A 25,753-nucleotide genomic window follows, 5' to 3' on the forward strand; every position below is an offset into this window, starting at 1 on the left:
CATCAAAGGCGAGGCCTGATGCTTGCGCAAATCATGGGCAACGCGGACATGGCAGTTTCGCAGTTTCGGGAGGGATTGCCCGGTTTCCTAGCGCGTTCTGCGGGCAGATGCCGCCTTCTTAGGCAAATTTCCTGCGGTGACGCGGCGTAAACGGCCGCTGTCGCCTATTCCTCCGCCTCCGAAATCCTGTCCTTTTCGGCAGGGTCCCGGCTCACGACCTTCAGGAGAATCGTCAGCAACGGGCCAATGAGTCCGACCCCGGCCGCCAGCGGGTGCCGCGCAGCGGTTTTGAGGCTGTCGGCAATCGCGGCGACCTCGGCGGCGGCGACCTCGACCTCGGACTCGAGATCGGCCACGGCCATGTCTCGCATCTCGCGAACCGGCGCGATATCTGCCTCGGCACTCATCCGTCCGGCCACCAACACCAGGATCAGCGCCAGGATCAGGTCGCCTGCCGCCAGAAGGAGCGCCGCCAGCGCCGGATCCATCCGTTCGGCCAGCGCGAGATAGGCGGCGACGTTGAGAAAAACCAGTCCCGCGGCGCCCAGCACGACGGCCGCGCCGACGAACCCCGCCTTGCGGGTGACCACGGCCATCCGGCGTTTCGCGATCATTCGCTCGGCACGCAGGATGAAGGAGATGTTTCGGCTGATCCGGTTCATTCGGCGCCCCTTCCTATTTCGATCTGCCGAGCAGGTAGCCCAGCAGGAAAGCCCCGAAGAGCGTCATCACCGGCTTCTCTTTTTGCATCGACTCGAGCTCGGAGGTGAATTCCTTGACCAGGCGGTCGAGGTCTGTGCCATCGAGCTTCTCGAGCGCCCAGTCAAGTTTCTCCTCTGCCGCGGCTTCGAGCCCGGAGGCGGCCTTGCGGGCCGCGGCTCCGACGGACTCGGCGGTCTCGGTCGCGTCCTGCGCCTTCGTCTTGGCAGCATCCATCGCCTTGCGGAGCGCGTCCACCTCCGTGTCGAATGTCACCTTGCCCGTCACCTGTCACGCTCCGTTCCGCCGCACTCCCCCGTATGTTCCACGCCCGCGGCCCTGCCGTCCAGTGCCGTAAGGTCTCCGTCGCGTGACATCAACACCGCGAGCCAGCGGAGCCTTGGGATATGGGTGAACACGATCAGGAAACCCACCATGATCGGCACCGACAGGAGCGCGCCGGAGGCGCCCCAGATCGCCGTCCAGAAGGTCAGCGAAAGGATGACGAGGAAGGGCGACAGGTTGAGCGAGCGGCCGGTGATCGCGGGCTCCAGGATATTGCCGATCGAGAATTGCAGGCCACCGCAGAGCAGGACGATGACGAGGAAGGGCGTGATCGTGTCGAACTGCACCAGCGCTACCAGCGCCGGGAACACGACGCCGAGAATAGAGCCGATCGAGGGGATGAAATTCAGCGCGAAGGCGAGCACCGCCCAGGTCTCGGCGAAATCGAGCCCGAGTGGCTTCATCACCGCGTAGCTTGCGAGCCCGGTCAGCACCGAGACGAAGGTCTTCACCCCGAGGTAGCGTTGCAGGCCGCCCGAGATCCGGCGGACCACCCGGCGCAGTTCCTCGCCGGTCTTGCGGTCGGGTGCCGCGATGGCGGCCTTGCGCGCCAGCGGCATCCGCTCCACCATCAGGAAGGGAACGTAAAGCAGCACCAGGAACAACCCTTTCAACATCCCGCCCGCCGAGCCGAGCAGGCCGAGCACCCAGCTCGACAGGTCGGCATTCTGGAGCGCCTCGCGAATATCCTGCGCGTTCTCTTCGCCGATCAGGACGACCAGACCTGCAACCATAGTCTCGAACCGCTCGGTATAGCGCGGCACGGCGGCGGCAACCTCCTCGGCCTGGCTCGACAGGATCAGCCCGATGAGGGTGAAGCCGAGCAACACGAGCGCCATGCCGACAACATGCGCCACCGGCCGCGGCACCTTCCGGCCGGCGATCCTGATACGTCCCACCTGGTCGATCACCGCCAGCAGGAGCACCACGACCAGAAGCGCAAAGGTCAGCGGCACGAGGAAACCCGCGCCATAGACCAGCCCGACGATCGACAGCGTCAGCACCAGCAGCAGGTCGCGCCAGAATTCGAGCGTCAGCGCGCGCTCTCTCAGATCTGCCTGCTCCATCGGCCAACTCCTCACCACGCCCTGTCCCGGTCATAGGAGGACGGGCGCCGAACACCAAGCACCGGCACCGGGTATCGGCCGCTTTGTGCCGGGTGAATCGCAAGGATCGTCTGTCTGGCCGGCTGCAGGAGGGCGCTTTCGTGGCCCCCTGCGACAATGTGCACAACTTCGGAATAGTCTCGGCGGGCCGCCCCGCCACATGCAGGTCTCTGTAACCAAAAGGTCAAACGCACATGAAACAATTGCGTCTGCAACGAAACAGTTTTGTGAACGCTCTGCGCCTCGCGCCGGTGCACGCGCCTGCGCCCGTCATTTTCCATTTTATTTCAAATGTGTTGGCTCCATGGCCGGGGAAGGTCCCCAAGGGCCGCGCTGACACTGAGGGCGGGCGCGGTTCCTTCTCGAAACAGGCGTGTGGATGGAGACAGGGTCGCGAAACCTGTGGATAAGTCTGGGACTTGTCTCAATCGATCCGGGCGACGAGCCGGTCGCAGGCCCATCCGACGGCGCGGTGCAGCAGGAGGGTCAGAACGGCCAGGACGATGAGCGCCGCGAACATCAGGTCGATCTTGACCCGGCCGTTTGCCAGCAGCATTAGGTAGCCCAACCCGCCAGCCGCGCCGACCCATTCGCCGATGACCGCGCCGATCGGCGCGTAGACGGCCGCAAGCCGCAGCCCCGAGGCGAGCGCGGGAATCGCCGCCGGCACCCGGATTCGCCAGAGCAGCCGTCCGCGCGAGGCGCCCATCGTGTGGCCAAGGTCGAGCCAGCCCGCCGGCGTGCGCACCAGCCCGTCGAAAAAGGCCGACGCGACGGGGAAATAGATGATGAGCACTGCCATCAGCACCTTCGACCATATGCCGTAGCCGAGCCACAGCGTGAGGATCGGCGCCAGGGCGAAGACCGGCAGCGCCTGGGTTGCGACGAGCGCGGGGCGAATGAGGTAGCGGGCGGCGGGCGAAACCGCCAGCAGGAGCGCCGTCGCCGCCCCAAGTGCCGCGCCGATGACCAGGCCCGCAATTACCTCCACGGCGGTAAAGCCGGCGTGCCACGCGATCAGGCCGGCATTGTTCCAGAGCGCCAGCGCCACCCGGCCCGGCCCCGGCAGGATGAAGGCCGGAAGGTCCCCGAAGATAACCAGCGCCTGCCAGAGACCGAGAAAGAGCGCTGCCGCCGCTGCCCCGCGAAGAATACCTGCCATCACCGCCCCTCCCGAAGAGCCACCAGGAGCCGCGCCTGGAAGGCGAGGGTGTCTGGGTCGTCGGCCGGACGGATCGCCGGCAGGGCGGGAGGCACCGCCTCGACAAGCCCGCCCGCGTCAAGCAGGAAGACCCGCTCACCGAGCCGCGCCGCCTCGCCCGGGTCATGCGTTACAAGCAGCACGGTGCGCCCGGACAGATGGGCTGCGGCAAGCTCCTGCATCTCCGCCCGAAGCCGCGCGTCGAGCGCCGAGAAGGGTTCGTCGAGCAGCACCACGGGGCGGTCCTCCATCAGCGTTCGCGCCAGCGCCACCCGCTGGCGCTGGCCACCGGAGAGCTGCGCCGGCCGCTTGTGGGCATGCTCGGCAAGACCCAGCCGGGTGATCAGCGCTTCCGCCGCCGCCCGATCGGGCGCCATCCCCCGGAGCCGCGCGCCGAGCGTCACGTTGCCGAGAACGTCCAGCCAGGGCAGGAGCAGGTCGGTCTGCGCCATATAGGCGACGCGGCCGGAAACCGGCCGCCCGTCGCCGGCGTTGATCCGACCATCGAAGGTGACGCCAGTGTCCAGCCCCGCGATGAGCCGCAGGATCGTGCTCTTGCCCGAACCCGACGGCCCGAGCAGGCAGGACCAGCCACCCGGATCGATCTCCAGCGAGACCGGCGGAAAGAGCTGGTGCGTGCCGAACCGGGCTGACCCGGTAAATGCGATGGAGGGCGCACTGTCCATGCCTTGGCGGCGCTAGTCCGCGCCCAGGTCGATGGCGAGCTCGGAGACCGGGCGCGCCGTCTCCAGCAGGCCCGACTCGACGAGAAACGCCTCGAAGCGGGCGTAGCGGCCGGAATCAAGACCCGCCGGCGCGAGCGAGAAGCGCGGCCAGGTGTCCGCCCATGCCTTCTCGTTCAGCGCATCCTGAAGCTCCGCTGCGGTGGCCGAGAAGACCTCCCAGGACGACTGCGGGTTGTTGACGATGTGAAGCGTGGCCTTTTCGGTCGCCGCGAGAAACCGCGAGATCTTGTCTGCGTCCATGGTCTCCGGGTTGGCTACGTAGATCAGTTCGTCATAGGGCGGCAGCCCCTCCTCCTCGAGATAGAAGCAGCGGCCGGGCACGCCTTCGATCTCCATCTGGTTCAGCTCGAAATTGCGGAAGGCGCCCATCACGGCGTCCACCTGCCCGGCCATCAGCGCAGGCGAGAGCGACCAGTTGACGTTCACCAATTCGACATCGTCCAGCGTCAACCCGGCATTGGCGAGCACCCGGGTCAGCAGCGCCTCCTCGATGCCGGCAACCGAGAAGCCGACCTTGCGGCCCTTGAGATCGGCGATCTCCACAACCGGGCCGTCCTCGAGCGCCAGCAGGCAGGTGAGCGGCGTGCCGATCAGCGTGCCGACACGGACGAGCGGCAGGCCCTCGGCGACCTGGAGGTGCAGTTGCGGCTGGTAGGAGATCGCCAGATCGGCCTTGCCGGCGGCGACGAGCTTGGGCGGATCGGCGGGGTCGGACGGCGCGACGATCTCGACTTCGAGCCCGGCCTCCGCGAAATAGCCCAGCTCCTGCGCCACGATGATCGGGCCGTGGTCGGGGTTCACGAACCAGTCGAGGATAACGGTCATCTTGTCGGCAGCAAGCGCCGGGCCGGCGGCGAGCATGGCAAGAAGAATTGTCAGAATGCGCATCGGGCGTCTCCTTATCTCTGTATCTCTGTCTCTGCGCCTCAGGCCTTCGGCCAGAGGGCGTGAAAATGATGGGTGGGGCCGTGACCATGGCCGATCTCGAGGCTGTCGGCCGCAGCGATGGCACCGCCGAGCCAGGCCTTTGCGGCCTCCACGGCGCCGGCCAGCGGCAGTCCCTTTGCGAGTTCCGCGGCGATCGCCGAGGAGATCGAGCAGCCGGTTCCGTGGGTGTTCTTCGTCTCGATCCGATCGCCCTCGAACCAGAGTGACCGCGTGCCGGCAACCAGCAGGTCCGGGCTCTGCCCGGAGGACAGGTGCCCGCCCTTCAGGAAGACGGCTCCGGGACCGAGGCCCAAGAGCGCCATCGCCTGTTCCTGCATCGCAGAGCGCGTGGCGGCGGGTTCCGCGCCGAGCAGCGCGGCAGCCTCGGGAAGGTTCGGGGTCAGCAGCGTCGCGCGCGGCAGCAGCCGGTCGCGGAGCGTCGACACCGCGTCTTCTGACAGCAGCGCGTGGCCGCCCTTGGCGATCATCACCGGGTCGAGCACCACCGCGCCGTGATAGCCGCTCAGAGCCTCGGCCACCGCGCCGGCGATCTCGGCATTGGCGATCATGCCGATCTTGACCGCATCGACGCGGATATCCTCGAGCACCGCCCGTATCTGCTCGGCGACGAAGTCCGGCGGAACGGCGATCACACCGGTCACCCCTTGGGTGTTCTGCGCCGTCAGCGCGGTGATCGCGGCCATGCCGTAGACGCCGCGGGCCGAAAATGCCTTCAGGTCCGCCTGGATGCCGGCACCGCCCGAAGGGTCCGAGCCGGCAATGGAAAGGGCCGTTGCAACGCTCATGCCCGCGCCTCCCCGACAGCATTCACAAGGGCCCGCGCCGCCGCTTCCGGGTCGGGCCGCCCGCAGATCGCGGAGACCACCGCGAGCCCCGCGGCCCCCGCGGCGATCACTTCGCGCGCGTGCCGGGGCTCCAGCCCTCCGATGCCCACCGCCGGCACGGCGCAGAGCCGGGCGATCCGCCGTAGCCCGTCGAGACCGACGGGCGGAGCGTGGTCGGGCTTGGTCGGCGTCCCGAAGACGGGGCTGATCCCGACATAGTCGACCAGCGCGGGGTCGACCGCACGCGCATGCGCCTCGGTCTCGACCGAGAGGCCGAGGATCATCTCCGGCCCGATGGCGGCACGGGCCTCTGCGGCGGGCATGTCGCCCTGGCCGACATGCAGCCCGTCTGCGGAAAGGGCGCGGGCGGCCTCGGCATCGTCGTTGACGATCAGCGCCGCGCCCGTCCCCGCGAGCGCGGTCCGGAGAGCGCGGCCGATCTCGATCCTCTCCGCTGTGTCGGCCGTCTTGTGCCGCAACTGGACGCAGCCCACCCCGCCCGCGACCGCGGCGCGCGCGGTTTCGACCATGCCGAGCCCGGCGCAGAGATCGGGGTCGAGCACGAGATAGGCCGAGAGATCGGGAAGACGCCTCATGCCGCGCTCACCCGGTCGTCGCCAATCGTCTCCGGGGCGACGGAGGCCAGTGCGTCGAGGAAGGCCGGGGCGAAGCTGCCCGGTCCGACCGCACGGCCGGCGGCGATCTCGCCGGCCGCGGCAAAATGGGCGAGTGCACCGACAGTGGCGTCGAACGGATCTTCCACCGCGGCGGCGTAAGCCGCGCAGAGCGCCGAGAGCGAGCAGCCGGTGGCGGTCACTTTCGGCATCAGCGACGAGCCGCCCGAGACCTGCACGGCCCTCTCGCCATCGGTCACGAAATCCACCGCGCCGGTCACTGCGACGACACAGCCAGCCTCCGCGGCGACAGCCCGTGCCGCCGCCTCCGCCGCGGCGACGGAATCACCCGCGTCGACACCGGCCCCGGAACTGCTTTCACCGGCGATCGCAAGGATCTCAGAGGCATTGCCGCGCAGGATGGTCGGGCGCGCCTGCATCAGCTTCGAGGTGGCTTCGCGCCGCAGCCCGGTCGCGAAACAGGCCACCGGATCGAGCACCCAGGGCGTGCCACTCTTGCCGGCCGCCGCCGCGGCCTCCAGCATGCCCGAGACCCATCGCGGGGAAAGCGTGCCGATATTGACCGAGAGCGCGCCCGCGATGGCGGCGAACTCGCCCGATTCCTCGGGATCATGCACCATGGCGGGGGCTGCGCCAGCGGCCAGCAGCACATTGGCCTGGAAATTCATCGCCACGAAATTGGTGATGCATTGCACCAGCGGCGCGGCATCGCGCATCGCGGCGAGAGACCTGGACGGTCGGGACATTGCGTTGGCTCCTCGGGCGGTGGCCCCGGGCCAGCAGATCCTCTTTCCGATCCGGCCCGACTCCCTCCGCCAGCATCATACTGGTTCAGGTTCAAAGGGTTCATCTCAGACCGCATGCGCGGACGCCCCTGTCGCTGGAGGCCGGTAAACCAGATCGGCGGAGGATTGTCACGGGTCAAAGCACAGGGGAAATGCCGCAGGGCACATGCGGGCCTACCGCAGGCCAGCGTCAGGCGCCGTATTGCTCGCCCGTCCGGAACGACATTCGATGGGCACGGGGAGGCCCGATCGGCTTAGGCGGGAGGTCCGGGCGGCACGCCGGCGAGCAGCATCTCCGGCACGTCGCCCGCGATGACGAGCTCCGCCGCCGTGGCGTCGCGGACCTCGTCCACGGTAACGCCCGGGCCGGTCTCGCGCAGCATCAGCCCCGCATCGGTCGGCTCGATCACCGCCAGCTCGGTCACGATCAAGCTGACGCGCCGGACCGCTGTCAGCGGCAGGCTGCATTCCGGCACAATCTTCGGCGTGCCCCGGGCGGTGTGGAGCATCGCGACGATCACCCGTCTGGCGCCCGCCACGAGATCCATCGCACCACCCATACCCGGCACCATCCGCCCCGGCACCATCCAGTTGGCGAGATAGCCGCGCGCGTCGACCTGGAGGCCACCCAGAACCGTCATGTCGAGATGCCCGCCGCGGATCAGGCCGAAGGACATCGCCGAATCGATCGAGGCCGCGCCCGGCACCGCGGTGACGAAGGCGCCGCCGGCATCGGTGAGTTCTGGATCTTCCATGCCCTCGGGTGGCCGGGAACCGAGCCCGATGACACCATTTTCGGCCTGGAAGAAGACGTCGACTTCTGGGGTCAGGTAGTTGGCAACCATGGAGGGCAGGCCGATGCCGAGATTCACCAGCATTCCATCCCGGACCTCGAGCGCCACGCGCCGGGCGATGATCTCCTTCGCGTCCATTTCAATGCGCCCTTTCGAGAAGGTGATCGACCAGCGTGGCCGGTGTCTTGACCGCATCGGGCGGGATCGCTCCGACCGGCAGGATCTCCTTCGGCTCGGCGATGACGACATCGGCAGCCATCGCCATGATCGGATTGAAGTTATGTGCCGTGAGATGGTATTCGAGGTTGCCCTTGTAATCCGCCCGGCTGGCCGCGATCAGGGCGAAATCCGCGCGGATCGGCGTCTCGAGCAGGTAGCGCCTGCCGTCCAGTTCGACGACCTGCTTGCCCTCCTCGACCAGCGTGCCGATCCCGGTCGCGGTGAGCACACCGCCCAAGCCGACGCCGGCCGCGCGGATGCGTTCGACCAGGGTACCCTGCGGCACCAGTTCGACCTCGATCTCGCCGGCGATCATCTTTGCCTGGGTCTCGGGGTTGAGGCCAATATGGCTGACGATCGCCCTGGCGACCATTCCAGCGGAGATCATCTTGCCGATGCCGGTGCCGGGCATGGCCGTGTCGTTGGCGACGACGGTGAATCCGCCGACGCCCCGCTCCACCAGCGCGTCAATCAGGCGGTGGGGCGAGCCGACCCCCATGAACCCGCCGATATGCAGGATCGCGCCTTCGGGGATCATCTCGGCGGCATCCCGAACTCTCGTGGCTGTCTTCATCACCACACCCTTTCGCTGCGTTCCGCACGATGCGCGCGATCCGGTCGGATTCATATTGCCGCGATCCGGCGACAGGCTGTCAACCTCCGAGGAGTTGCGCCGGGCCGCGCGCTGCCGCAGAAAGCGTCGACTGGAGGAGGAATCCATGACCCCGCTTGCCGGCCTCAAGGTCGTCGAACTCGCCCGTATCCTCGCCGGCCCCTGGATCGGGCAGGCGCTGGCCGATCTCGGCGCCGATGTCATCAAGGTCGAGGCGCCGGAGGGCGACGATACCCGCCGCTGGGGCCCGCCGTTCATCGAGCGGGACGGCGATCGTTCGGCAGCCTATTTCCACGCCGCCAACCGCGGCAAGCGTTCCGTCGTGGCCGATTTCCGTACCGAGGCAGGGCAGGCCAAGGTGCGCAACCTCGTCGCCTGGGCCGATGTGGTGATCGAGAATTTCAAGCACGGTGGGCTGGTGAAATACCGTCTCGACCACGCGACGCTGCTTGCCGAGCATCCGCGGCTGATCTGGTGCTCGATCACCGGCTTCGGCCAGACCGGTCCCTACGCAGACCGAGCCGGCTACGATTTCCTGATCCAGGGAATGTCGGGGCTGATGTCCGTGACCGGCGCGGCGGAGGGCGCGCCGCAGAAAGTCGGCGTGGCGGTGACCGACATCGTCACCGGGCTCTACGGCGCAATCGGCATCCTTGCCGCGCTGGAGCAGCGCCGCCGCACCGGTCTCGGCCAGCATATCGACCTCGCGCTCATGGACTGCGCGGTCGCGCTGATGGCGAACCAGGCGATGAACTACCTCGCGACAGGCGTGGCCCCGCGGCGGCGCGGCAATGCGCATCCCAATATCGTGCCCTACCAGGTCTTTCCGGTCTCGGACGGCCATGTCATCGTCGCGGTCGGAAATGACGGTCAGTTCCGCCGCTTCTGCGAGGTTCTCGGCCAGCCCGCACTCGCCGATCATCCGAGCTATGCCAGCAATGCCGCACGGGTGGAGAATCGCGCGACCCTGACGGCGTTCCTCGAACCACTGACGCGCGGCTGGCCGGCGGCGGACCTGCTCGCGGCGCTCGAGGCGGCGACCGTGCCGGCCGGGCCGATCAACGACATGGCGGCGGTGTTCGCCGATCCGCAGGTGATCGCACGCGGGCTGAAGATCGCACCGGAAGGCGTGCCGGGGGTTCGGGGGCCGTGGCGTTTTTCCGGTGCGGAGCTGGCGCTCGGGCGCGGGGCGCCCCGGCTTGGTGAGGATGGCTGACGCACTCTGGTCAAACCGTCCTCAGACTCAGGTCGCGAAGACGTCCCGATAGGTCTGCCGCAGCAGCTTCTTCTGCACCTTGCCCATGGTGTTGCGCGGCAGCTCCTCGACAATCACGTAGTGCCGCGGCTGCTTGAACCTTGCCAGCCGGCCGCTGAGGCCGGCCTCGATGTCCAGCAGGTCAAGCACCGCGCCCGGCTCGGGCACCAAAACCGCCACCACGCTCTCGCCGAAATCCGGATGCGGCGCGCCGATCACGGCGCTTTCCAAAACGCCGGGCTGAGCGTCCAACGCCTGTTCGACGTCGACCGGGTAGATGTTGAATCCGCCGGAGATGATCAGGTCCTTGCTGCGCCCCACAAGGGTCACGTAACCGTCCTCGGACACCGTCCCGAGATCGCCGGTGATGAAATACCCATCCGGACGGAGCTCCTCGGCCGTCTTCTCCGGCATCCGCCAGTAGCCGGCGAAGACGTTGGGGCCGCGCACCTCGATCATGCCGACCTCGCCGCGTGCCCGCGGCGCGCCGGTGTCGGGATCGGTGATGCGCAGTTCGACCCCCGGCAGCGGCAGCCCGACGGTCCCGGCGCGGCGGTCCCCTTCGTAGGGGTTCGAGCAGTTCATGTTGGTCTCGGTCAGGCCGTAGCGCTCGAGGATCCGGTGCCCGGTGGCCGCCTCGAAGGCGCGGTGGGTCTCGGCAAGGAGCGGAGCGGAGCCGGAGACGAAGAGACGCATGTTGGCGCAGAGGTCACGACTGAACCCGGGCGCGTCAAGCATCCTCGTGTAAAAGGTAGGCACGCCCATCATCGTGGTCGCCTGCGGCAGCGCCTCGAGCACGCGTCGGATGTCGAACCGCGGCAGGAAGATCATCGAACCGCCCGCCTGCAGCGTGATGTTGGTGGCGACGAAGAGCCCGTGGGTATGGAAGATCGGCAGTGCGTGAATCAGCACGTCTCGCTCGGTGAAGCGCCAGAGATCGGCGAGCACCTGCGCGTTGGAGAGCAGGTTGCGATGGGTCAGCATCGCGCCCTTGGAGAGCCCGGTGGTGCCAGAGGTGTAGAGCAGCGCGGCGAGATCGTCGGACGCACGGTCGACCGCGTCGAAATGCGTCGGCTGGAAGGTCGTTGCGTCCGGAAAGCTGCCGGACCCGTCGGCCTCCAGCGTCTCGAAACGCACACCCATGCGGTCGCAGTCGCGGTGCAGTTCCTCGAGTGCATCGGCGCGGCCGAGCACGAGCTTGGCGCCGGAATTCTCGATGAAATAGTCCACTTCGAGATGGGTGTAGCCGGTGTTGAGCGGCAGGAAGACGACACCAGCCATGATGCAGGCGGCATAGACCGCCAGCGCTTCGGGCGATTTGTCGACCTGCACGGCGAGCCGGTCGCCGGGGCAGAGCCCCATCTCGACCAGGGTATGCGCGTATCGGGACGCCATGCGCAGGAAAGCACCGTGCGTCAGATCATCGGCTTCGTCCATCAACAGGAACGGCGTTTCCGCATCGATGTGAGGAGCAAGGAGAGCGTCATGAAGCGGGTTGGGCATGGGGCGGCCTGCATCTGGTCTGCCCCTTCCCCTAACGCCACGGTGGCGCCGAGGGCAAGAGAGCGGCGCCGGGTCGCATCGCCGCGCTGCGCGCCTGTCCCGTCCGCGCGCGGTCGGGGCTCTGGCGCCCAACTGCGACACCGGCGCCCCTTTCCGCAGCTCCTGGGAACCGCGACTCGCTCTGAATCCGCGACAACGCAACGCGGGATGTGGATAAAATCACCGGGCAATGGCCATTTGAGCAGCAATTTTCGTCGACCACTCGCCGCGAACGCGACCAGGATCCGAGACAGCCGCCGCGCCGCCGCCGCGATCCGGTCAAACCACCCCATTTCCTAAGGAATCATTAATGCACCGGTCAATCATCAGCGGCGCGAGCGCAACTGGCGATCGGACTCGCCCGTCGGCTCGGGAACAGAAGCCGCCTCTCCCGATCTGTGGATAAGTCTGTGAGCGCATCTGGCGGTCTGAGATCGCAAACGCTGCATCGCAGAAACACGCATTGTCGCAAGAACCGCCCTCACACCACATCGGATCGCATCGGATCGGCGCGGCGGGAAAGAATATGCATCTTGGCCCCGGCACCGGGCGAAAAGTCGACGCGGTTTCTCGATGGCGATCAGCGCAGGCGAAGTTCGGATGTCGCGTCGAAAAGATAGGCTTTCTCGCGCGGGAAACGCAGGCCGACCCGCGCGCCCGCCTCGGTGCGCTCGTCGCCGCGCTCCTCGACGATGATCCGCTCGCCGGTCGGCGCCAGCAGATAGGCGAAGGAAACCCCGCCGAGCGCCTCCGTGAGTTCGACCTCGTGGGTCGCGCCGGCCGGGTCCATCTCCAGATGCTCGGGCCTGAGACCGAGGATCACCTTGCGGCCGTCTTCGGGAAGGGTCACCGGCAGGTCCAGATCCTGCGCGATGCCGGGCACGACGAGCCGGCCATCTACCACCTCGCCGTCAAGGAAATTCATCGACGGCGACCCGATGAACCCCCCGACGAACTTGTTGTCGGGGTCGCGATACAGTTCCATCGGCTTTCCGACCTGTTCGATCCGTCCGTCCCTCAGCACCACGATCTTGTTGGCAAGCGTCATCGCCTCGGTCTGGTCGTGCGTGACGTAGATCATCGTCGCGCCGATCTCCTTGTGCAGCCGGGCGATCTCCACCCGCATCTCCACCCGCAGCTCCGCATCGAGGTTGGAAAGCGGCTCATCGAAGAGAAAGACCTCCGGTCCCCGCACGATCGCCCGGCCGATCGCCACGCGCTGGCGCTGGCCGCCGGAGAGCGCTCTCGGCCGGCGCTGCAGGTAAGGGCCGAGCTTGAGGATCTCCGAGGCATGGGCAACCTTCTCGGCGACCACCTCCTTGGGATGCCCCGTCATCTTCAGCCCGAACCCCATGTTCTCGGCCACCGTCATGTGCGGGTAGAGCGCATAGGTCTGGAACACCATCGCGACGCCGCGCTCCGACGGATCCATCCGCGTCACGTCGCGGTCACCGATCCGGATCTGCCCTTCGGTGGTTTCCTCCAGCCCAGCAACCATCCGCAGAAGCGTCGACTTTCCGCAACCAGACGGACCGACAAAGACGCAGAACTCTCCGTCCTCGATCTCCAGTTCGACCCCGTGAATCACCTGCACGTCGCCGAAACGTTTCTTGACATTGTTCAGAACGACGCCCGTCATCCCGGTCTCCCCTCGCTTTCGCGCCCCTCAACCGGGAACGCCCATTGCGCCGCCTCCTCGGCGATCGCCTCCACAGCCTTCCTGAGACGCGGCACATGCGTCTCCAGTGTTCGGATATCGGTGCGCGGCGTGGAACCGGACAGGCTCGCCGCGCCGATCACTCTGCCCGAGTCCGACAGGATCGGCATGGCAACACAGATCACCCCGGCCATGTGCTCTTCCCGGTCGATCGCGTAGCCGCGCGCCCGCGTCCGCTCCAGCGACTGCCGCAACACCGCCTCTGAGGCCAGCGTCGTCGGCGTGAAGCGGTGAAAACTCTGCATCCTGAGAACCTGCTCGAGTTCGTCCGCGTCCAGATAGGCCAGCATCGCCTTGCCGACGCCGGTACAATAGGCCGGCCCGACCTTGCCGGCGTCGGTAAACATCGCCGCCGATTCGAGCGCGTTGCGCCGGTCGACATAGAGCACGTGGCCGTAGTCCATCTGCGCCAGGTGCACCGTCAGCCCGGTGTCGAGCGAGAGCGCATCGAGATGCGGCCGGGCGATTGGCGCGAGCGAGGCCTGTCGCCAGGCTGCATGGGCCAGCCGGACAAGTCGGACGCCGAGCGAATAGGTTCCCGCCTCGGGATTCTGCACCAGCATCCCCTGGTTTACTAATGTTTGCACTAATCTGTATAGTGTCGCCTTGGGGAGTGCCGACATGCGCTGCAACTCGGCAAAACGGACCGGCCGATCCTGTGAAGATACAAGGTCCAGCACGTCAAGCGCCTTTCCTACAGTGCCGTCGCCCGCTGACGCCATTTTCCTCAACCTCCCGGCCGGTGCGACGCCCCGTCGTTGGGCCGTCGCCGGTTCGGCTGTTGACAACCATAGGCGATTCGCAGTTAGAGTTTCAATATTCAAAACGATGTCCCGAATAATGGAACATCTGATGAAACGCAATCGGGAGGAAACCATGCGTTCCATGCTCTATGTGTCGATCTCGGCAATCGCCGTGGTCGCCGCCGCCGCGTCGCAGGCCGGAACCGTGAAATACTACGGTGACTTCGACCCGGCCCCGCTCGCCGCCATGCAGGAAGTCATCGCCGATTTCGAGGCCGCGAACCCGGGCATCACCGTCGAGTTCCAGAACTTCGACCACGAAGGCTACAAGACCTCGATCCGCAACTTCCTGACAGCCGAGCCGCCGGATCTGGCCAACTGGTATGCCGGCAACCGCATGGCGCCCTTTGTCAACTCCGGCCAGTTCATGGACGTCTCGGATGTGTGGGAAGAGAACGGGCTGAAGGAGGCGCTGGCCTCCGCGCTGCCGTCGATGACGATCGACGGAAAGCAGTGGGGCGTGCCCTACACGTATTACCAGTGGGGAATCTACTACAACAAGGAAGCCTATGATCAGGTCGGCGCCAAGGTGCCGGAAACCTGGGACGAGTTCATTGCCAACTGCGCGCTCTTCCAGGAAGCGGGCATCGACTGCGTGACCACCGGCACCAAGGCGCTCTGGCCCGGCGCCGGCATCTTCGACTACATGAACCTGCGGACCAACGGCTACGACTTCCACATGGCGCTGGCCAACGGCGAGGTGCCGTGGACCGATGACCGGGTGAAGGCCACCTTCGCCGAATGGGCGAAACTGGTCGAGCCGGGCTACATCACCGCCAACCACGCGGCGCTCGACTGGCAGGATGCCGCGGCGCTGCTGGTGCAGGGCAAGGCGGCCAACTACGTGATGGGCAACTTCGCCGTCGCCGTCTTCAAGGATGGCGGGATGACCGACGACACGCTCGGCTTCATGGCCTTCCCGACGATCAATCCCGACGTGCCGCGCGCGGAAGATGCGCCGACCGACACGGTCCACATCCCGTCGGGTGCCACCAATGTCGAGGACGCCAAGAAGTTCCTCGCCTACCTGGCCTCGCCCGAAGCCCAGACCAAGATCAACGCGGCCATGGGTCAGCTGCCGATCAACAAGGACGCCTCGGTCAACCAGGACGACCCGTTCATCGCGGCCGGCTTCGAGCTGCTGTCGACCACCCCGGGCGGCATCGCGCAGTTCTTTGATCGTGACGCGCCGGCCGAGATGGCCAAGATCGGCATGGAAGGCTTCCAGCAGTTCATGGTCCAGCCCGACCAGCTCGACAACATCCTCGAGCGGCTCGAGAAGGCCCGCGGCCGGATCTACAAGTAAAACCATGCGCGGGGCCGGCATGTCCGGCCCCGCACGACCGGTCCCCCTGGGCAACGAGCCGCCGGAGGGAATCGTTTCCGAACAGCGAAGGGCCGCGCGCATGAGCCTTGCAAACACCGAAACCCAACGCCGGACATGGTGGCGCGAGAACCAGCAGCGCCTGACGCCGTACATATTCCTGATCCCCGGCGTCCTCTTCTTCCTCGTCTACGTGATCATCCCGATCTTCGAGAGCTTCTGGCTGTCGGGCTTCGACTGGGACGGGCTGGGCGAGAAGCAATGGATCGGGTTCGCCAACTACCAGGAACTCTTCGACGACGACGCCTTCTACACGTCGCTCAAGAACAACGTCCTCTGGCTCGTGCTCTACATGTTCGCCGTGCCTGCGGGTCTCGGGATCGCGATCTTCCTCAACCAGAAGGTCCGCCTCATCCGGGCCTACAAGTCGCTCTTCTTCTTTCCCTTCGTGATCTCCCAGGTCGTCGTGGGCCTGATCTTTGCCTGGTTCTACGCACCCAATTTCGGCCTTTTCTACTTGCTGCTCGAATGGGCGACAGGCTCCGGCATCGCCGTCCTCGCCGATCCCGACCTCGTCACCTACGGGATCATCGCCGCCGGCCTCTGGCCTCAGATCGCCTATTGCATGATCCTCTACCTGACCGGCCTCAACGCCGTGGACCCCGAGCAGATCGAGGCCGCCCGCCTCGACGCCGCCAAGGGCTTCAAGATGCTCTGGTACGTCATCCTCCCGCAGCTGCGCCCGGCCACCTTCATGGCCGTGGTCGTTACCGTGATCGGCGCGCTCCGCTCCTTCGACCTCGTCTCGATCATGACCGACGGCGGGCCCTTCGGGTCCTCCCGCGTGCTCAGCTTCTACATGTATGAACAGGCGCTGTCCGAATACGGCTACCGGATGGGCTACGGCGCCGCCATCGCGGTCATCCTCTTCCTCATCATGATGGTCTTCATCTCCGGCTTCATCTGGAAGATGGTCGACGACGAAAGACGGGGGCTCTGACATGTTTCCACGTCCCATCGAGCAAAGCTCCCGCGCCGCCCGGATCAGCTACCAGGTGATGCTGCCCCTCGCACTGATCCTCTGGCTGCTGCCGCTGATCGGCGTGGCGATCACCTCCGTTAAGCCCGCGTCCGACCTTGCCGCCGGAAACTATTTCGGCCTGCCTTCGTCACTCGCTTTCTCGAACTATGCCGAGGTCTTCACCCAGTCGCCGATCGGCCAGTATATCTTCAACTCCTTCAAGGTGACGATCCCGACCGTCATCGGCACGCTCGTGCTCTCCTGCCTCACCGGCTTCGCCCTCGGCATCTACCGGTTCCGCGGCAACATCTGGATCTTCTTCATGTTCGTCGCGGGCAACTTCGTCCCGTTCCAGATCCTGATGGTTCCGGTCCGCGACATGACGGTCAATCTCGGGCTCTACAACACCACCACCGGTCTCGTTCTCTTCCACGTCGCCTTCCAGACCGGTTTCTGCACCCTCTTCATGGGCAACTTCATCCGCGCGCTGCCGCGCGAGCTGATCGAGGCGGCCCGCGTGGAGGGCGTAACGGAAATCCGGATCTTCTGGTATGTCGTCCTGCCGCTGATGCGGCCGGCCATCGCCGCGCTCTCGGTGCTGATCTTCACCTTCATCTGGAACGACTATTTCTGGGCCACGGTGCTTACCACCTCCAAGGAGACACAACCGGTCACCGCCGGCCTCTACTCGCTTAACGGCCAGTGGATCGCGCAATGGCAGCTCGTCTCAGCGGGCGCCATCGTCGCCGCCCTGCCGCCGGTCGCGATGTTCTTCCTGATGCAGCGCCATTTCATTGCCGGCCTGACACTGGGCGCCGTGAAATGACCCGAAGCTGGCGGCTCGATGGCGCCGGCCAGACACTGGCGCTCGCCTCCCGGAACGACCGCCTGCCGGAGGTGATTTACTGGGGTCCGCCGCTGCCGCGGGACGAGGATCTGGCGCTGCTTGCGGATGCCAGCATGATCGACCTGACCGGTGGCATGCTCGACGCCAACCCGGCGCTCTCCATTTGTCCCGAGGCCTCCGACAGCTTCCCCGGCCAGCCCGGCCTCGTCCTCGCCGATGCGGACGGCACGCCGCTCTTGCCGCGCTTTTCCTATGAAAGTGAGGTCGACGGCCCCGGTCATCTCTCGCTCCACTTCTCCGACGCCACCATTGGGCTCGTCTACACCGCCCATGTCACGCTCGACGCCGACACCGGCATGCTCGAGGCCCGCGCCGTGCTGGAGGCAAACCGCCCGGTCCGGTTGCACTGGTTCGCCGCACCGGTCTTTCCGGCGCCACAGTCCGGCGTGGAGATGATCGATCTTTCCGGCCGATGGTGCGGAGAGTTCCAGTTGAACCGCCTCCCCTGGACCCCCGGCGCCCGTCTGCGCGAGAGCCGTGTCGGCCGCACCGACCACGCGCATGTCCCCGGCCTGATCCTGCCCGCCCCCGGCGCGACCAACACCCAAGGCGAGGCACTGGCCTTCCACTACGGCTGGTCCGGCGGGCACCGGATGATCGCCGAGGAGCTGCCCGACGGTCGCCGGCAGGTCCAGTTCGGCCATGCCGCCGGGACCGAGACCGAACCGGCCACCCGTTTCGAGACAGCCACGCTCTTTGCCGCCCGCTCCGATGACGGGCTGAACGGCTGTGCCGTCGCCTTCCAGCGCCATCTGCGCGAACGGATTGTCACCTGGCCGAAGCTCGAGCAGCCGCGCCCGGTACACTACAATTGCTGGGAGGCCGTCTATTTCGACCACAACCTGACCACGCTCAAGGAAATCGCCAGCCACGCCGCCGCGCTCGGCGCGGAGCGTTTCGTGCTCGACGACGGCTGGTTCGGCCGTCGCGACGACGACACGAGGTCGCTCGGCGACTGGCAGGTGGACATGCGCAAGCATCCCGGCGGCCTCGGGCCGTTGATCGAGCATGTCCACGCCGAGGGCATGCGTTTCGGCATCTGGTTCGAGCCGGAAATGGTCAACGAGGACAGCGAGCTCTTCCGCGCCCATCCCGACTGGAGACTGGGACCGGCGGACCAGATCCCCGGCCGGCACCAGTTCTGCCTCGACATGGCCAACCCGGAGGTGCGCGACCATCTCTACAGCCAGATCGCCGCGCTGCTCACGGCCTGCGAGATCGACTACATCAAGTGGGATCACAACCGGGTTCTGCCGGTGCCCGATGCCGCCCAGACCCGCGGCACCTACGCGCTGCTCGACCGCCTCCGCGCCGATTTCCCGACGACCGAGATCGAGAGCTGCGCGTCCGGTGGCGGCAGGATCGATTTCGGCATCCTGAAGCGCACGCAACGCGTCTGGCTCTCCGACAGCAACGACGCGCTCGAGCGGCTGCGCATCCAACACGACGCGGCGCTCTTCCTGCCGATGGCGGTCACGGGATCGCATGTCGGGCCGCGCAACTGCCACACGTCAGGACGGGTCCTCGACATCCGTTTCCGCGCCTGGGTGGCCGCACAGCGGCATATGGGCTTCGAGATGGATCCGCGCGAGCTCACCGAGGAGGAGGCGCAGGTGCTGGGCCAGGTCACGGCCTGGTGGAAGGCCAGCCGAGGCTGGCGCACCGGCGCGGACATCCTCCGGCTCGACAGCGCCGACCCGGCCGTCATCGCCGAACAGCAACTTGCGCGTGACGGCGCGCGCTTCGTGGTCTTTGCCGGAACCGCGGCGACCTCCACCCAGATCGCCCCCCGGCCGCTGCGCCTTACCCGGCTCGATCCGGCGGCACGCTACCGCGTCGACCTTCTGAACCGTGCCGATCTGCACCCGCTCTCGCGCGGCGCCGGCGCGCTCAAGGAGGGGCCGGTCGAGCTCTCGGGGCAATATCTCATGCGCCACGGCCTCACCTTGCCCTGGGGCTTCCCGGAGCGGATGTGGGTGCTCGAGGGCGAACGCATGTGACCCCGCTGCGCTGCGCCCCTGCTTCGAAGCGCCGCCTCGACACGGGGGCGGAGAGCGCTTCGATTGCAGGGAGTCGCCGCGCCTGCGGCCCTCAGAAAGGACTCTCCGATGAGCGACCACCCGATCTTTCCCGACCTCGCGGGCGCCTCCGTCTTCATCACCGGCGGCGGCTCGGGCATCGGCGCGGCCCTGACTGAGGGCTTCCTCGAACAGGGCGCAAGGGTTGCCTTCGTGCAGCGCTCCGACGCCACCGAGTTCTGTGACGAGATGGCGGCAGCGACGGGCAACCGACCGCTGTTCCTGCCCTGCGACATCACCGATACCGATGCGCTCCGCGAGGCCCTCGACAACGCCGCCGCCAGCCACGGCGCGATCTCGGTGCTCGTCAACAACGCCGCCAACGACCAGCGCCACGACACCCTGACCATCGACGAGGACTTCTGGGACAGCTCGATGGCGATCAATCTCAAGCCCTATTTCTTCGCCTCCCAGCATGTCATCCCGGCAATGCGAGATTCCGGCCGCGGCGCGATCGTTAACATGTCCTCGATCAGCTACATGATGGCCGATCATGGCTACGCGCCCTATATCGCCGCGAATGCAGCCATTACCGGTCTCACACGGACGCTCGCGCGCGAGTTCGGACCGGATGGCATCCGCGTCAATGCGATCATGCCGGGAATGGTCGTCACGCCGCGCCAGCTCGATCTCTGGCTCACCGAGGAGGGCATGGCCGCGCAGGTCGAGCGGCAATGCCTGAAACGAACGCTGGTGCCGGCGGATATTGTCGGCGGCGCGCTGTTTCTCGCCTCCGAAGCGGCCGGGGCAGTGACGGCGCAGGCCCTGGTGATCGACGGCGGCGTGGTGACGACAGGATGAGGCGGAGATGAGCGAACTGGACTGGATCGCGGTCGACTGGGGCACCTCGAGCCTCCGCGCCTGGGGCATCGACAGGGAGGGCACGGTCCTCTGGGAGGAACGTTCGGACCGCGGCATGGGCGGGCTCGCGCCCGACGAGTTCGAGCCGGCATTCCTCACGCTTGTCGGCGATCATCTGGGACCCGGGCCGATCGAGGCGATCGCCTGCGGCATGGTCGGCGCACGGCAGGGCTGGGTTGAGGCGGGCTACCGGGCGGTGCCCTGCCACCCGCTCGACCCCGAGATGACCCGCGCGCCGACAAAAGACCCGCGCCTTCAGGTCCGCATCATCGGCGGTCTGTCGCAGGCCAGTCCCGCCGACGTGATGCGCGGCGAGGAGACGCAGATTGCCGGGTTCCTCGCGACCAGCCCCCGCTTCGACGGCGTGATCTGCCTGCCCGGCACACATACAAAATGGGTCCATGTCAGCGCCGGCGAAGTGGTCAGTTTCCAGACCTGCATGACCGGCGACCTCTTCGCGGCGATCGCCGGCCACACAGTGCTCCGGCACTCGGTGCAGACGGAGGACTGGGACGACGCCGCCTTCGCGGAGGCGGTCGACGACGCCGTTTCGCGGCCAGAAAAACTGGCAGCCCGGCTCTTCTCGCTTCGCGCCGAGGGCCTGCTTTCGGGGCTCGCGCCCGGCGCCGCGCGGGCCCGGCTCTCTGGCGCTCTGGTCGGTGCCGAGCTTGCCGCCACCCGCCCCTACTGGCTCGGCCAGCCCATTGCCATCATCGGCGCGGGCGGGATCTCGAAACTCTACGCCCGGGCCCTCGAAAGCCTTGGCAACACCCCAAGCCGCGCCGCCGGCGACGCCATGGTCCTCAAGGGCCTCGCCGCCGCCCGCGCGCTTTCCCAGGGACAATCAGCATGAGACGCAACATCATCGCCATCCTTCGCGGCATCACGCCGCCCGAAGCCTCCGACGCGGCCGAGGTCCTGCTCGAGGCCGGGATCGAACAGATCGAGGTCCCGCTCAACTCGCCCGCCCCCTATGCCTCGATCCGCGCGATGGTCGAGAGCCACGGTGAGAGTGCGCTGATCGGCGCCGGCACGGTGCTGACGCTGCTTCAGGTTTCCGAAGTCTGCCGCGCCGGCGGGAGGCTCGTCGTCTCGCCCAATTGCGTGCCCGAGGTGATCCGCGCGACCAAAGCGCTCGGCATGGCGAGCTGGCCTGGCATCTTCACGCCGTCCGAAGCCTTCGCCGCGCTTGACGCGGGCGCCGACGGGCTCAAGCTCTTCCCCGGAAACATGGCCGGCCCCGAGGGGCTCAAGGCGTTGCGTGCGGTGCTGCCTGCGGAATGCCCGGTCTATGCCGTCGGCGGCGCGGGCCCCGAGTCCTTCGCCGACTGGGTCGCGGCCGGCGCCACCGGTTTCGGCATCGGCTCGGCGCTCTACCGCCCGGGCATGCCGGCATCCGAGATTCGCGCCCGCGCCGAGTCGATCGTCGCGGCCTATGACGAGGTACTGACATGAGCGACGTCTTTGACACCACGATCTGCCAGCTGGGCGAGGGCCCGCTCTGGCACCCGACGCGCAAGCAGCTCTTCTGGTTCGACATCACCGGACGCAAGCTGCTGACCCGCAAGGGCGGCACGACGAAGAGCTGGTCCTTCGAGCATTGCGTCTCGGCCGCCGGCTGGGTCGACGACGCCACCCTTCTCATCGCCTCCGCCAGCGAGCTCTTCACCTTCAACGTCGAGACCGCGGCGCGCCAGCACGTCGTCCCGCTCGAGGCCGACAACCCGGTCACCCGCTCCAATGACGGCCGCGCCGACCCGTTCGGCGGCTTCTGGATCGGCACCATGGGCTACAACGGCGAGGACAAGGCCGGCGCGATCTATCGCTACTACCGCGGCGAGCTGCGCCAGCTCTGGGACGGCATCACCGTCTCCAACGCGATCTGCTTCGACCCCGCGGGACGCTTCGCCCATTTCTGCGACACGCGCGAACGGGTGATCCGCAAGGTTGCGCTCGAGCAGACCGACGGCTGGCCGACCGGCGACTCCGAGATCTTCATCGATCTGCGCAAGGAGGGCCTTCGCCCGGACGGCGCGGTCCTCGACAGCGCCGGCAACCTCTGGAACGCGCAGTTCGGCGCCCGCCGTGTCGCGGTCTACGATCCCGCCGGGGCGTTCCTGATGGAAGTGCCCGTCCCCGGCAAGAACTCCACTTGCCCGGCCTTCGGCGGCGACGACCTATCGACGCTCTACGTCACCTCGGCGGCTGCGAAGCTCCCCGAGGAGGAGATCGCCGCACATCCCGAGAACGGCATGACCTTCGTCGCCGAGACGCAGGCGCGCGGGCAGGAAGAGCATCAGGTGATCCTGTGAAACCGGAGCTGGGTGTCTGCTATTACCCGGAACACTGGCCTGAGGAGATCTGGGCCGAGGATGCCCGCCGGATGGCCGAGACCGGGCTCTCCTGGGCCCGGATCGGGGAGTTCGCCTGGTCGCGGCTCGAGCCCGAACCCGGCAAGCTCAGCTTCGACTGGCTCGATCGCGCCATCGACACGCTCGGCGCGGCCGGTCTCAAGGTCGTGCTCGGCACGCCCACCGCCACGCCACCGAGATGGATGCTGGAAAAGCACCCCGACATGCTCGCGGTCGACGCGCGGGGACTCCCGCGCAAATTCGGCTCACGCCGGCACTATTGCTTCAGCCACGCGGGCTACCGCGCGGAATGCGTGCGGATCGCGCGGCTCCTGGGCGAGCGCTACGGCCGCAACCGCCATGTGCAGGCCTGGCAGATCGACAACGAATATGCCTGCCACGACACGGTGATCAGCTATTCTCGCGCCGCGGCCGAGGGGTTCCGCGACTGGCTCGCGCAGCGCTACCAGTCGGTGCAGGCGCTGAACCGTGCCTGGGGCAATGTCTTCTGGTCGATGGACTACGCCGATTTCGCCGAAATCGATCCGCCCAACCAGACTGTCACGGAGCCCAACCCGGCCCATGTCATGGCCTGGCGGCGCTATTCCTCCGACGCGGTCGTGGCCTTCAATGCCGCGCAGGCCCGCGCCCTGCGTCCGCTTACCGACGCGCCGCTGATCCACAACTACATGGGATGGGAGGTGAATTTCGACCATTTCGACGTCGGCGCGGATCTCGATATCGCCTCCTGGGACAGCTACCCGATCGGCTTCCTGTCGGACCGGCTGCGCGACGACGAGGCGCACAAGCGCCGCTACCTGCGCCAGGGCGACCCGGACATGCAGGCGCTCCACCATGACCTCTACCGCGCCGTTGGCCGCGGCCGCTGGTGGGTGATGGAACAGCAGCCCGGACCGGTCAACTGGGCTCCCTTCAACCCTGCGCCGCTTCCCGGCATGCCCCGCCTCTGGGCCTGGGAAGCCTTTGCGCACGGCGCCGAGGCGGTGTGCTATTTCCGCTGGCGGCAGGCGCCTTTTGCTCAGGAGCAGATGCATGCCGGCCTGCTGCGCCCCGACAGCGCGGCGGCTCCCGCGCTCGCCGAAGCGGCGCAGGTCGCCCGTGAGATCGCGGAGCTGCCCGAGATCCGCCCCGCCGTGGCCCCCGTCGCGATCCTCTTCGACTATCCGTCCGCCTGGGCATGGCAGACACAGCCGCAGGGTGCGACGTTCGATTATTTCGAGCTGGTTCTGGCGCTCTATCGCAGCCTCCGAAAGCTTGGCCTTTCCGTCGACATTCTGCCCGGAAATGCCGAGCTCTCGAGCCCAAAGCTGCTTCTCGTCCCGGGCCTCTTCGCCCTCACCGACGAATTGAAGGTGCGGCTCGCGGCGCGCGAGGGCATCACCCTCGTCGGCCCCCGCAGCGGCACCCGCACCGCTGAGTTTGCCCTGCCAGTCCCTCTGCCCCCGGCGCTTCCCGGTCTCGACACGACCATCGCGCTGACAGAGAGCCTGCCGCCCTCGGCCGACATGCCGCTGGCACAGGGCGGCGCGATGACCCGCTGGCTGGAACATATCGAAGGGAGTGCCGAAACGGTCGAGGAGACCATCGCCGGCCAGCCCGTCCTCGCCCGCTCGGGCGGTCTGCACTATCTCGCCGGGTGGCCCGACCCGCCGGCGCTCGCCCGGATCCTCGCGCGTGCCTGCACGGAGGCCGGGATCGAGACCGTCGAAATGCCCGAGGGTCTGCGCCGCCGGGACACTGAAACCCACCGCTTCTACATCAATTACGCCGCCGAACCGGTCCGCTTTGACGGGCTCGAGATCCCGGCCGCCGGCGTTGCCTGGAAGGAGATCACATGACCCAGGAGAGCTTCGGGACCACCGCGGACGGCCACGAGGTGACCCGCGTCATCCTCGACAACGGCACGCTCCGGGTGTGCCTTCTGACCCTCGGCGCGACGCTGCAGGATGTCCGCCTTGCCGGGCTCGACCGTCCGCTGACGCTTGGCGGCGAGCGGGTTGCCGACTACGTGCTCGGCGGGCCGCTGCATTATTTCGGCGCCATTGTCGGACCGGTCGCGAACCGAATACGAGACGCACGGACCGAGCTCGATGGCCGTTCGCTGAAATTCGACCCCAACGGCGCCGGTGGCCATGTTTTGCACGGCGGCGAGATGGGGTTGAACCACAAGATCTGGGATATAGAGGCGGCCGACGAGACCCGCGTCCTCTTCGCCACCACCGCCCCGGACGGCGAGGGCGGCTTTCCCGGCAACCGTCGCTTCACGGCCGAGTTCCGCCTCGACGGTGCGGCGCTACTGATGACGCTCGGCGCCGAGACCGACGCGCCGACGCTGGTGAACCTAGCCAATCACTCCTACTGGAACCTCGGCGGCGGGGCAGATTTCCACGGCCACCTTTTGAAGATCGACGCCGAGCGCTGGCTTCCGACCGACGAGACCAACCGCCCGACCGGCGAGATCCGTGCCGTCGACGGGACGCCAATGGATTTCCGCACGCCCCGGGCGCTCACCGCGGCCGACGCGATCGATCACAATTTCTGCCTTGCCGACAGTCGCCGCGCGCTGACCGAGGTGGCCAGCCTCACCGGCCCGGACGGCACCCGGCTCGACATCGCCACGACGGAGCCGGGCCTGCAGATCTACGATACGCGCCACCTGCCTGCCGAGGGCATCGCCGGTCTCGACGGCCGTCGCTACGGACCTCGCGCCGGCGTCGCCATCGAGGCCCAGCTCTGGCCCGACGCGCCCACTTATCCGGAGTTTCCACCGATCCGCCTCGACCCCGGCAATGCATACGAGCAGGTCACGCGCTGGAGCTTCTCGCGCGGCTGACCCGGAGCGTGGCAGCCGGTGACGCTGGCCCCGCGCGCCACATCATCGACGTAACGAAACGAGCGGACCGAAGGTTGTCCGCTCGTCTTTGTGCCTTGGAATGCCCGTGCATTTCGGGGTCGGGA

The 25,753-nt window shown here is 67.2% G+C and carries 25 protein-coding genes and 1 riboswitch; of the genes, 11 read left to right on the forward strand and 14 right to left on the reverse strand.

The genetic code is table 11. From position 1 onward, the window contains the following. Positions 1-164: 164 nt before the first annotated feature. The 11 genes from EU800_RS03240 to EU800_RS03290 all read right to left on the reverse strand — a co-directional run bounded on the left by EU800_RS03240 (position 165) and on the right by EU800_RS03290 (position 8,876). Positions 165-662, reverse strand: a complete 498-nt coding sequence (locus tag EU800_RS03240; RefSeq protein ID WP_129628505.1) for a phage holin family protein — start codon at positions 660-662, stop codon at positions 165-167. A gap of 13 nt (positions 663-675) precedes the next feature. Continuing rightward, a complete protein-coding gene (locus EU800_RS03245) occupies positions 676-987 on the reverse strand; it encodes a hypothetical protein (RefSeq protein WP_129628507.1) in 312 nt (103 codons plus the stop codon). Then, complete coding sequence (locus EU800_RS03250) at positions 984-2,111, reverse strand: AI-2E family transporter (RefSeq protein ID WP_129628509.1); 1,128 nt, start codon at positions 2,109-2,111, stop codon at positions 984-986. Before EU800_RS03250 ends, EU800_RS03245 begins: the two co-directional genes overlap by 4 nt. A gap of 463 nt (positions 2,112-2,574) precedes the next feature. Further along, the gene (locus tag EU800_RS03255) at positions 2,575-3,312 is read right to left on the reverse strand and encodes an ABC transporter permease (protein WP_129628511.1); all 738 of its coding nucleotides are present in this window, start codon (positions 3,310-3,312) and stop codon (positions 2,575-2,577) included. After that, positions 3,312-4,037 carry an ABC transporter ATP-binding protein gene (locus EU800_RS03260; RefSeq protein ID WP_129628513.1) on the reverse strand — a complete coding sequence of 242 codons (726 nt, stop codon included), beginning with the start codon at positions 4,035-4,037 and terminating at the stop codon, positions 3,312-3,314. Before EU800_RS03260 ends, EU800_RS03255 begins: the two co-directional genes overlap by 1 nt. A 12-nt stretch (positions 4,038-4,049) precedes the next feature. Beyond that, the gene (locus EU800_RS03265) at positions 4,050-4,985 is read right to left on the reverse strand and encodes an ABC transporter substrate-binding protein (protein ID WP_129628515.1); all 936 of its coding nucleotides are present in this window, start codon (positions 4,983-4,985) and stop codon (positions 4,050-4,052) included. A 38-nt stretch (positions 4,986-5,023) separates the two neighbouring features. Beyond that, entirely contained in the window at positions 5,024-5,830 is an 807-nt protein-coding gene (gene thiD / locus EU800_RS03270; RefSeq protein ID WP_129628517.1) for a bifunctional hydroxymethylpyrimidine kinase/phosphomethylpyrimidine kinase, read from the reverse strand. Beyond that, on the reverse strand, positions 5,827-6,465 hold the full coding sequence (gene thiE, locus EU800_RS03275) for a thiamine phosphate synthase (RefSeq protein ID WP_129628519.1): 639 nt from the start codon (positions 6,463-6,465) through the stop codon (positions 5,827-5,829). The genes thiD and thiE overlap by 4 nt, the downstream gene beginning before the upstream one ends. Then, on the reverse strand, positions 6,462-7,250 hold the full coding sequence (gene thiM, locus EU800_RS03280; RefSeq protein ID WP_129628521.1) for a hydroxyethylthiazole kinase: 789 nt from the start codon (positions 7,248-7,250) through the stop codon (positions 6,462-6,464). The genes thiE and thiM overlap by 4 nt, the downstream gene beginning before the upstream one ends. A gap of 44 nt (positions 7,251-7,294) precedes the next feature. Then, positions 7,295-7,390, reverse strand: a riboswitch (TPP riboswitch). 153 nt (positions 7,391-7,543) lie between these two features. Continuing rightward, complete coding sequence (locus EU800_RS03285) at positions 7,544-8,221, reverse strand: 3-oxoacid CoA-transferase subunit B (RefSeq protein ID WP_129628523.1); 678 nt, start codon at positions 8,219-8,221, stop codon at positions 7,544-7,546. Position 8,222: 1 nt separating this feature from the next. Next, positions 8,223-8,876, reverse strand: a complete 654-nt coding sequence (locus tag EU800_RS03290) for a 3-oxoacid CoA-transferase subunit A (RefSeq protein WP_129628525.1) — start codon at positions 8,874-8,876, stop codon at positions 8,223-8,225. A gap of 145 nt (positions 8,877-9,021) precedes the next feature. Between EU800_RS03290 and EU800_RS03295 the strand changes: the two genes are divergently transcribed. Continuing rightward, the gene (locus tag EU800_RS03295; protein WP_129628527.1) at positions 9,022-10,131 is read left to right on the forward strand and encodes a CaiB/BaiF CoA-transferase family protein; all 1,110 of its coding nucleotides are present in this window, start codon (positions 9,022-9,024) and stop codon (positions 10,129-10,131) included. Positions 10,132-10,158: 27 nt separating this feature from the next. Here EU800_RS03295 and EU800_RS03300 read toward each other — a convergent pair whose 3' ends face one another. The 3 genes from EU800_RS03300 to EU800_RS03310 all read right to left on the reverse strand — a co-directional run bounded on the left by EU800_RS03300 (position 10,159) and on the right by EU800_RS03310 (position 14,151). Continuing rightward, positions 10,159-11,673 (reverse strand): malonyl-CoA synthase, encoded by a 1,515-nt coding sequence (locus tag EU800_RS03300; RefSeq protein ID WP_129628529.1) that lies wholly within the window; start codon positions 11,671-11,673, stop codon positions 10,159-10,161. 619 nt (positions 11,674-12,292) lie between these two features. Next, positions 12,293-13,351: an ABC transporter ATP-binding protein gene (locus tag EU800_RS03305; RefSeq protein WP_129628531.1), complete on the reverse strand. Its 1,059-nt coding sequence runs from the start codon at positions 13,349-13,351 to the stop codon at positions 12,293-12,295. After that, positions 13,348-14,151 (reverse strand): IclR family transcriptional regulator, encoded by an 804-nt coding sequence (locus EU800_RS03310; protein WP_129628533.1) that lies wholly within the window; start codon positions 14,149-14,151, stop codon positions 13,348-13,350. The genes EU800_RS03305 and EU800_RS03310 overlap by 4 nt, the downstream gene beginning before the upstream one ends. A gap of 130 nt (positions 14,152-14,281) precedes the next feature. On the opposite strand from EU800_RS03310, the gene EU800_RS03315 reads away from it, so the two are divergent. From EU800_RS03315 to EU800_RS03360, 10 genes are all read left to right on the forward strand, one after another. Beyond that, positions 14,282-15,538, forward strand: coding sequence for an ABC transporter substrate-binding protein (locus EU800_RS03315; protein ID WP_242500388.1), 1,257 nt, complete (start codon positions 14,282-14,284; stop codon positions 15,536-15,538). Between the two features lie 100 nt (positions 15,539-15,638). Continuing rightward, complete coding sequence (locus EU800_RS03320; protein ID WP_129628535.1) at positions 15,639-16,556, forward strand: carbohydrate ABC transporter permease; 918 nt, start codon at positions 15,639-15,641, stop codon at positions 16,554-16,556. A gap of 1 nt (position 16,557) precedes the next feature. Further along, positions 16,558-17,403: a carbohydrate ABC transporter permease gene (locus tag EU800_RS03325; RefSeq protein ID WP_129628537.1), complete on the forward strand. Its 846-nt coding sequence runs from the start codon at positions 16,558-16,560 to the stop codon at positions 17,401-17,403. Next, on the forward strand, positions 17,400-19,484 hold the full coding sequence (locus tag EU800_RS03330) for an alpha-galactosidase (RefSeq protein WP_129628539.1): 2,085 nt from the start codon (positions 17,400-17,402) through the stop codon (positions 19,482-19,484). Before EU800_RS03325 ends, EU800_RS03330 begins: the two co-directional genes overlap by 4 nt. Before the next feature lie 108 nt (positions 19,485-19,592). Beyond that, complete coding sequence (locus EU800_RS03335) at positions 19,593-20,363, forward strand: SDR family NAD(P)-dependent oxidoreductase (protein ID WP_129628541.1); 771 nt, start codon at positions 19,593-19,595, stop codon at positions 20,361-20,363. 7 nt (positions 20,364-20,370) lie between these two features. Further along, complete coding sequence (locus EU800_RS03340; protein ID WP_129628543.1) at positions 20,371-21,276, forward strand: 2-dehydro-3-deoxygalactonokinase; 906 nt, start codon at positions 20,371-20,373, stop codon at positions 21,274-21,276. After that, the gene (locus EU800_RS03345) at positions 21,273-21,878 is read left to right on the forward strand and encodes a 2-dehydro-3-deoxy-6-phosphogalactonate aldolase (protein ID WP_129628545.1); all 606 of its coding nucleotides are present in this window, start codon (positions 21,273-21,275) and stop codon (positions 21,876-21,878) included. Before EU800_RS03340 ends, EU800_RS03345 begins: the two co-directional genes overlap by 4 nt. Then, on the forward strand, positions 21,875-22,735 hold the full coding sequence (locus EU800_RS03350) for an SMP-30/gluconolactonase/LRE family protein (RefSeq protein ID WP_129628547.1): 861 nt from the start codon (positions 21,875-21,877) through the stop codon (positions 22,733-22,735). Before EU800_RS03345 ends, EU800_RS03350 begins: the two co-directional genes overlap by 4 nt. Further along, positions 22,732-24,633, forward strand: a complete 1,902-nt coding sequence (locus EU800_RS03355) for a beta-galactosidase (protein ID WP_129628549.1) — start codon at positions 22,732-22,734, stop codon at positions 24,631-24,633. Before EU800_RS03350 ends, EU800_RS03355 begins: the two co-directional genes overlap by 4 nt. Beyond that, positions 24,630-25,628 carry an aldose epimerase family protein gene (locus EU800_RS03360; RefSeq protein ID WP_129628551.1) on the forward strand — a complete coding sequence of 333 codons (999 nt, stop codon included), beginning with the start codon at positions 24,630-24,632 and terminating at the stop codon, positions 25,626-25,628. Before EU800_RS03355 ends, EU800_RS03360 begins: the two co-directional genes overlap by 4 nt. The last annotated feature ends 125 nt before the right edge of the window (positions 25,629-25,753 follow it).

Origin of the sequence: Tropicimonas sp. IMCC6043 (genome assembly GCF_004146235.1) — a bacterium.
In the GTDB taxonomy this organism is placed as follows: Bacteria; Pseudomonadota; Alphaproteobacteria; order Rhodobacterales; family Rhodobacteraceae; genus Tropicimonas.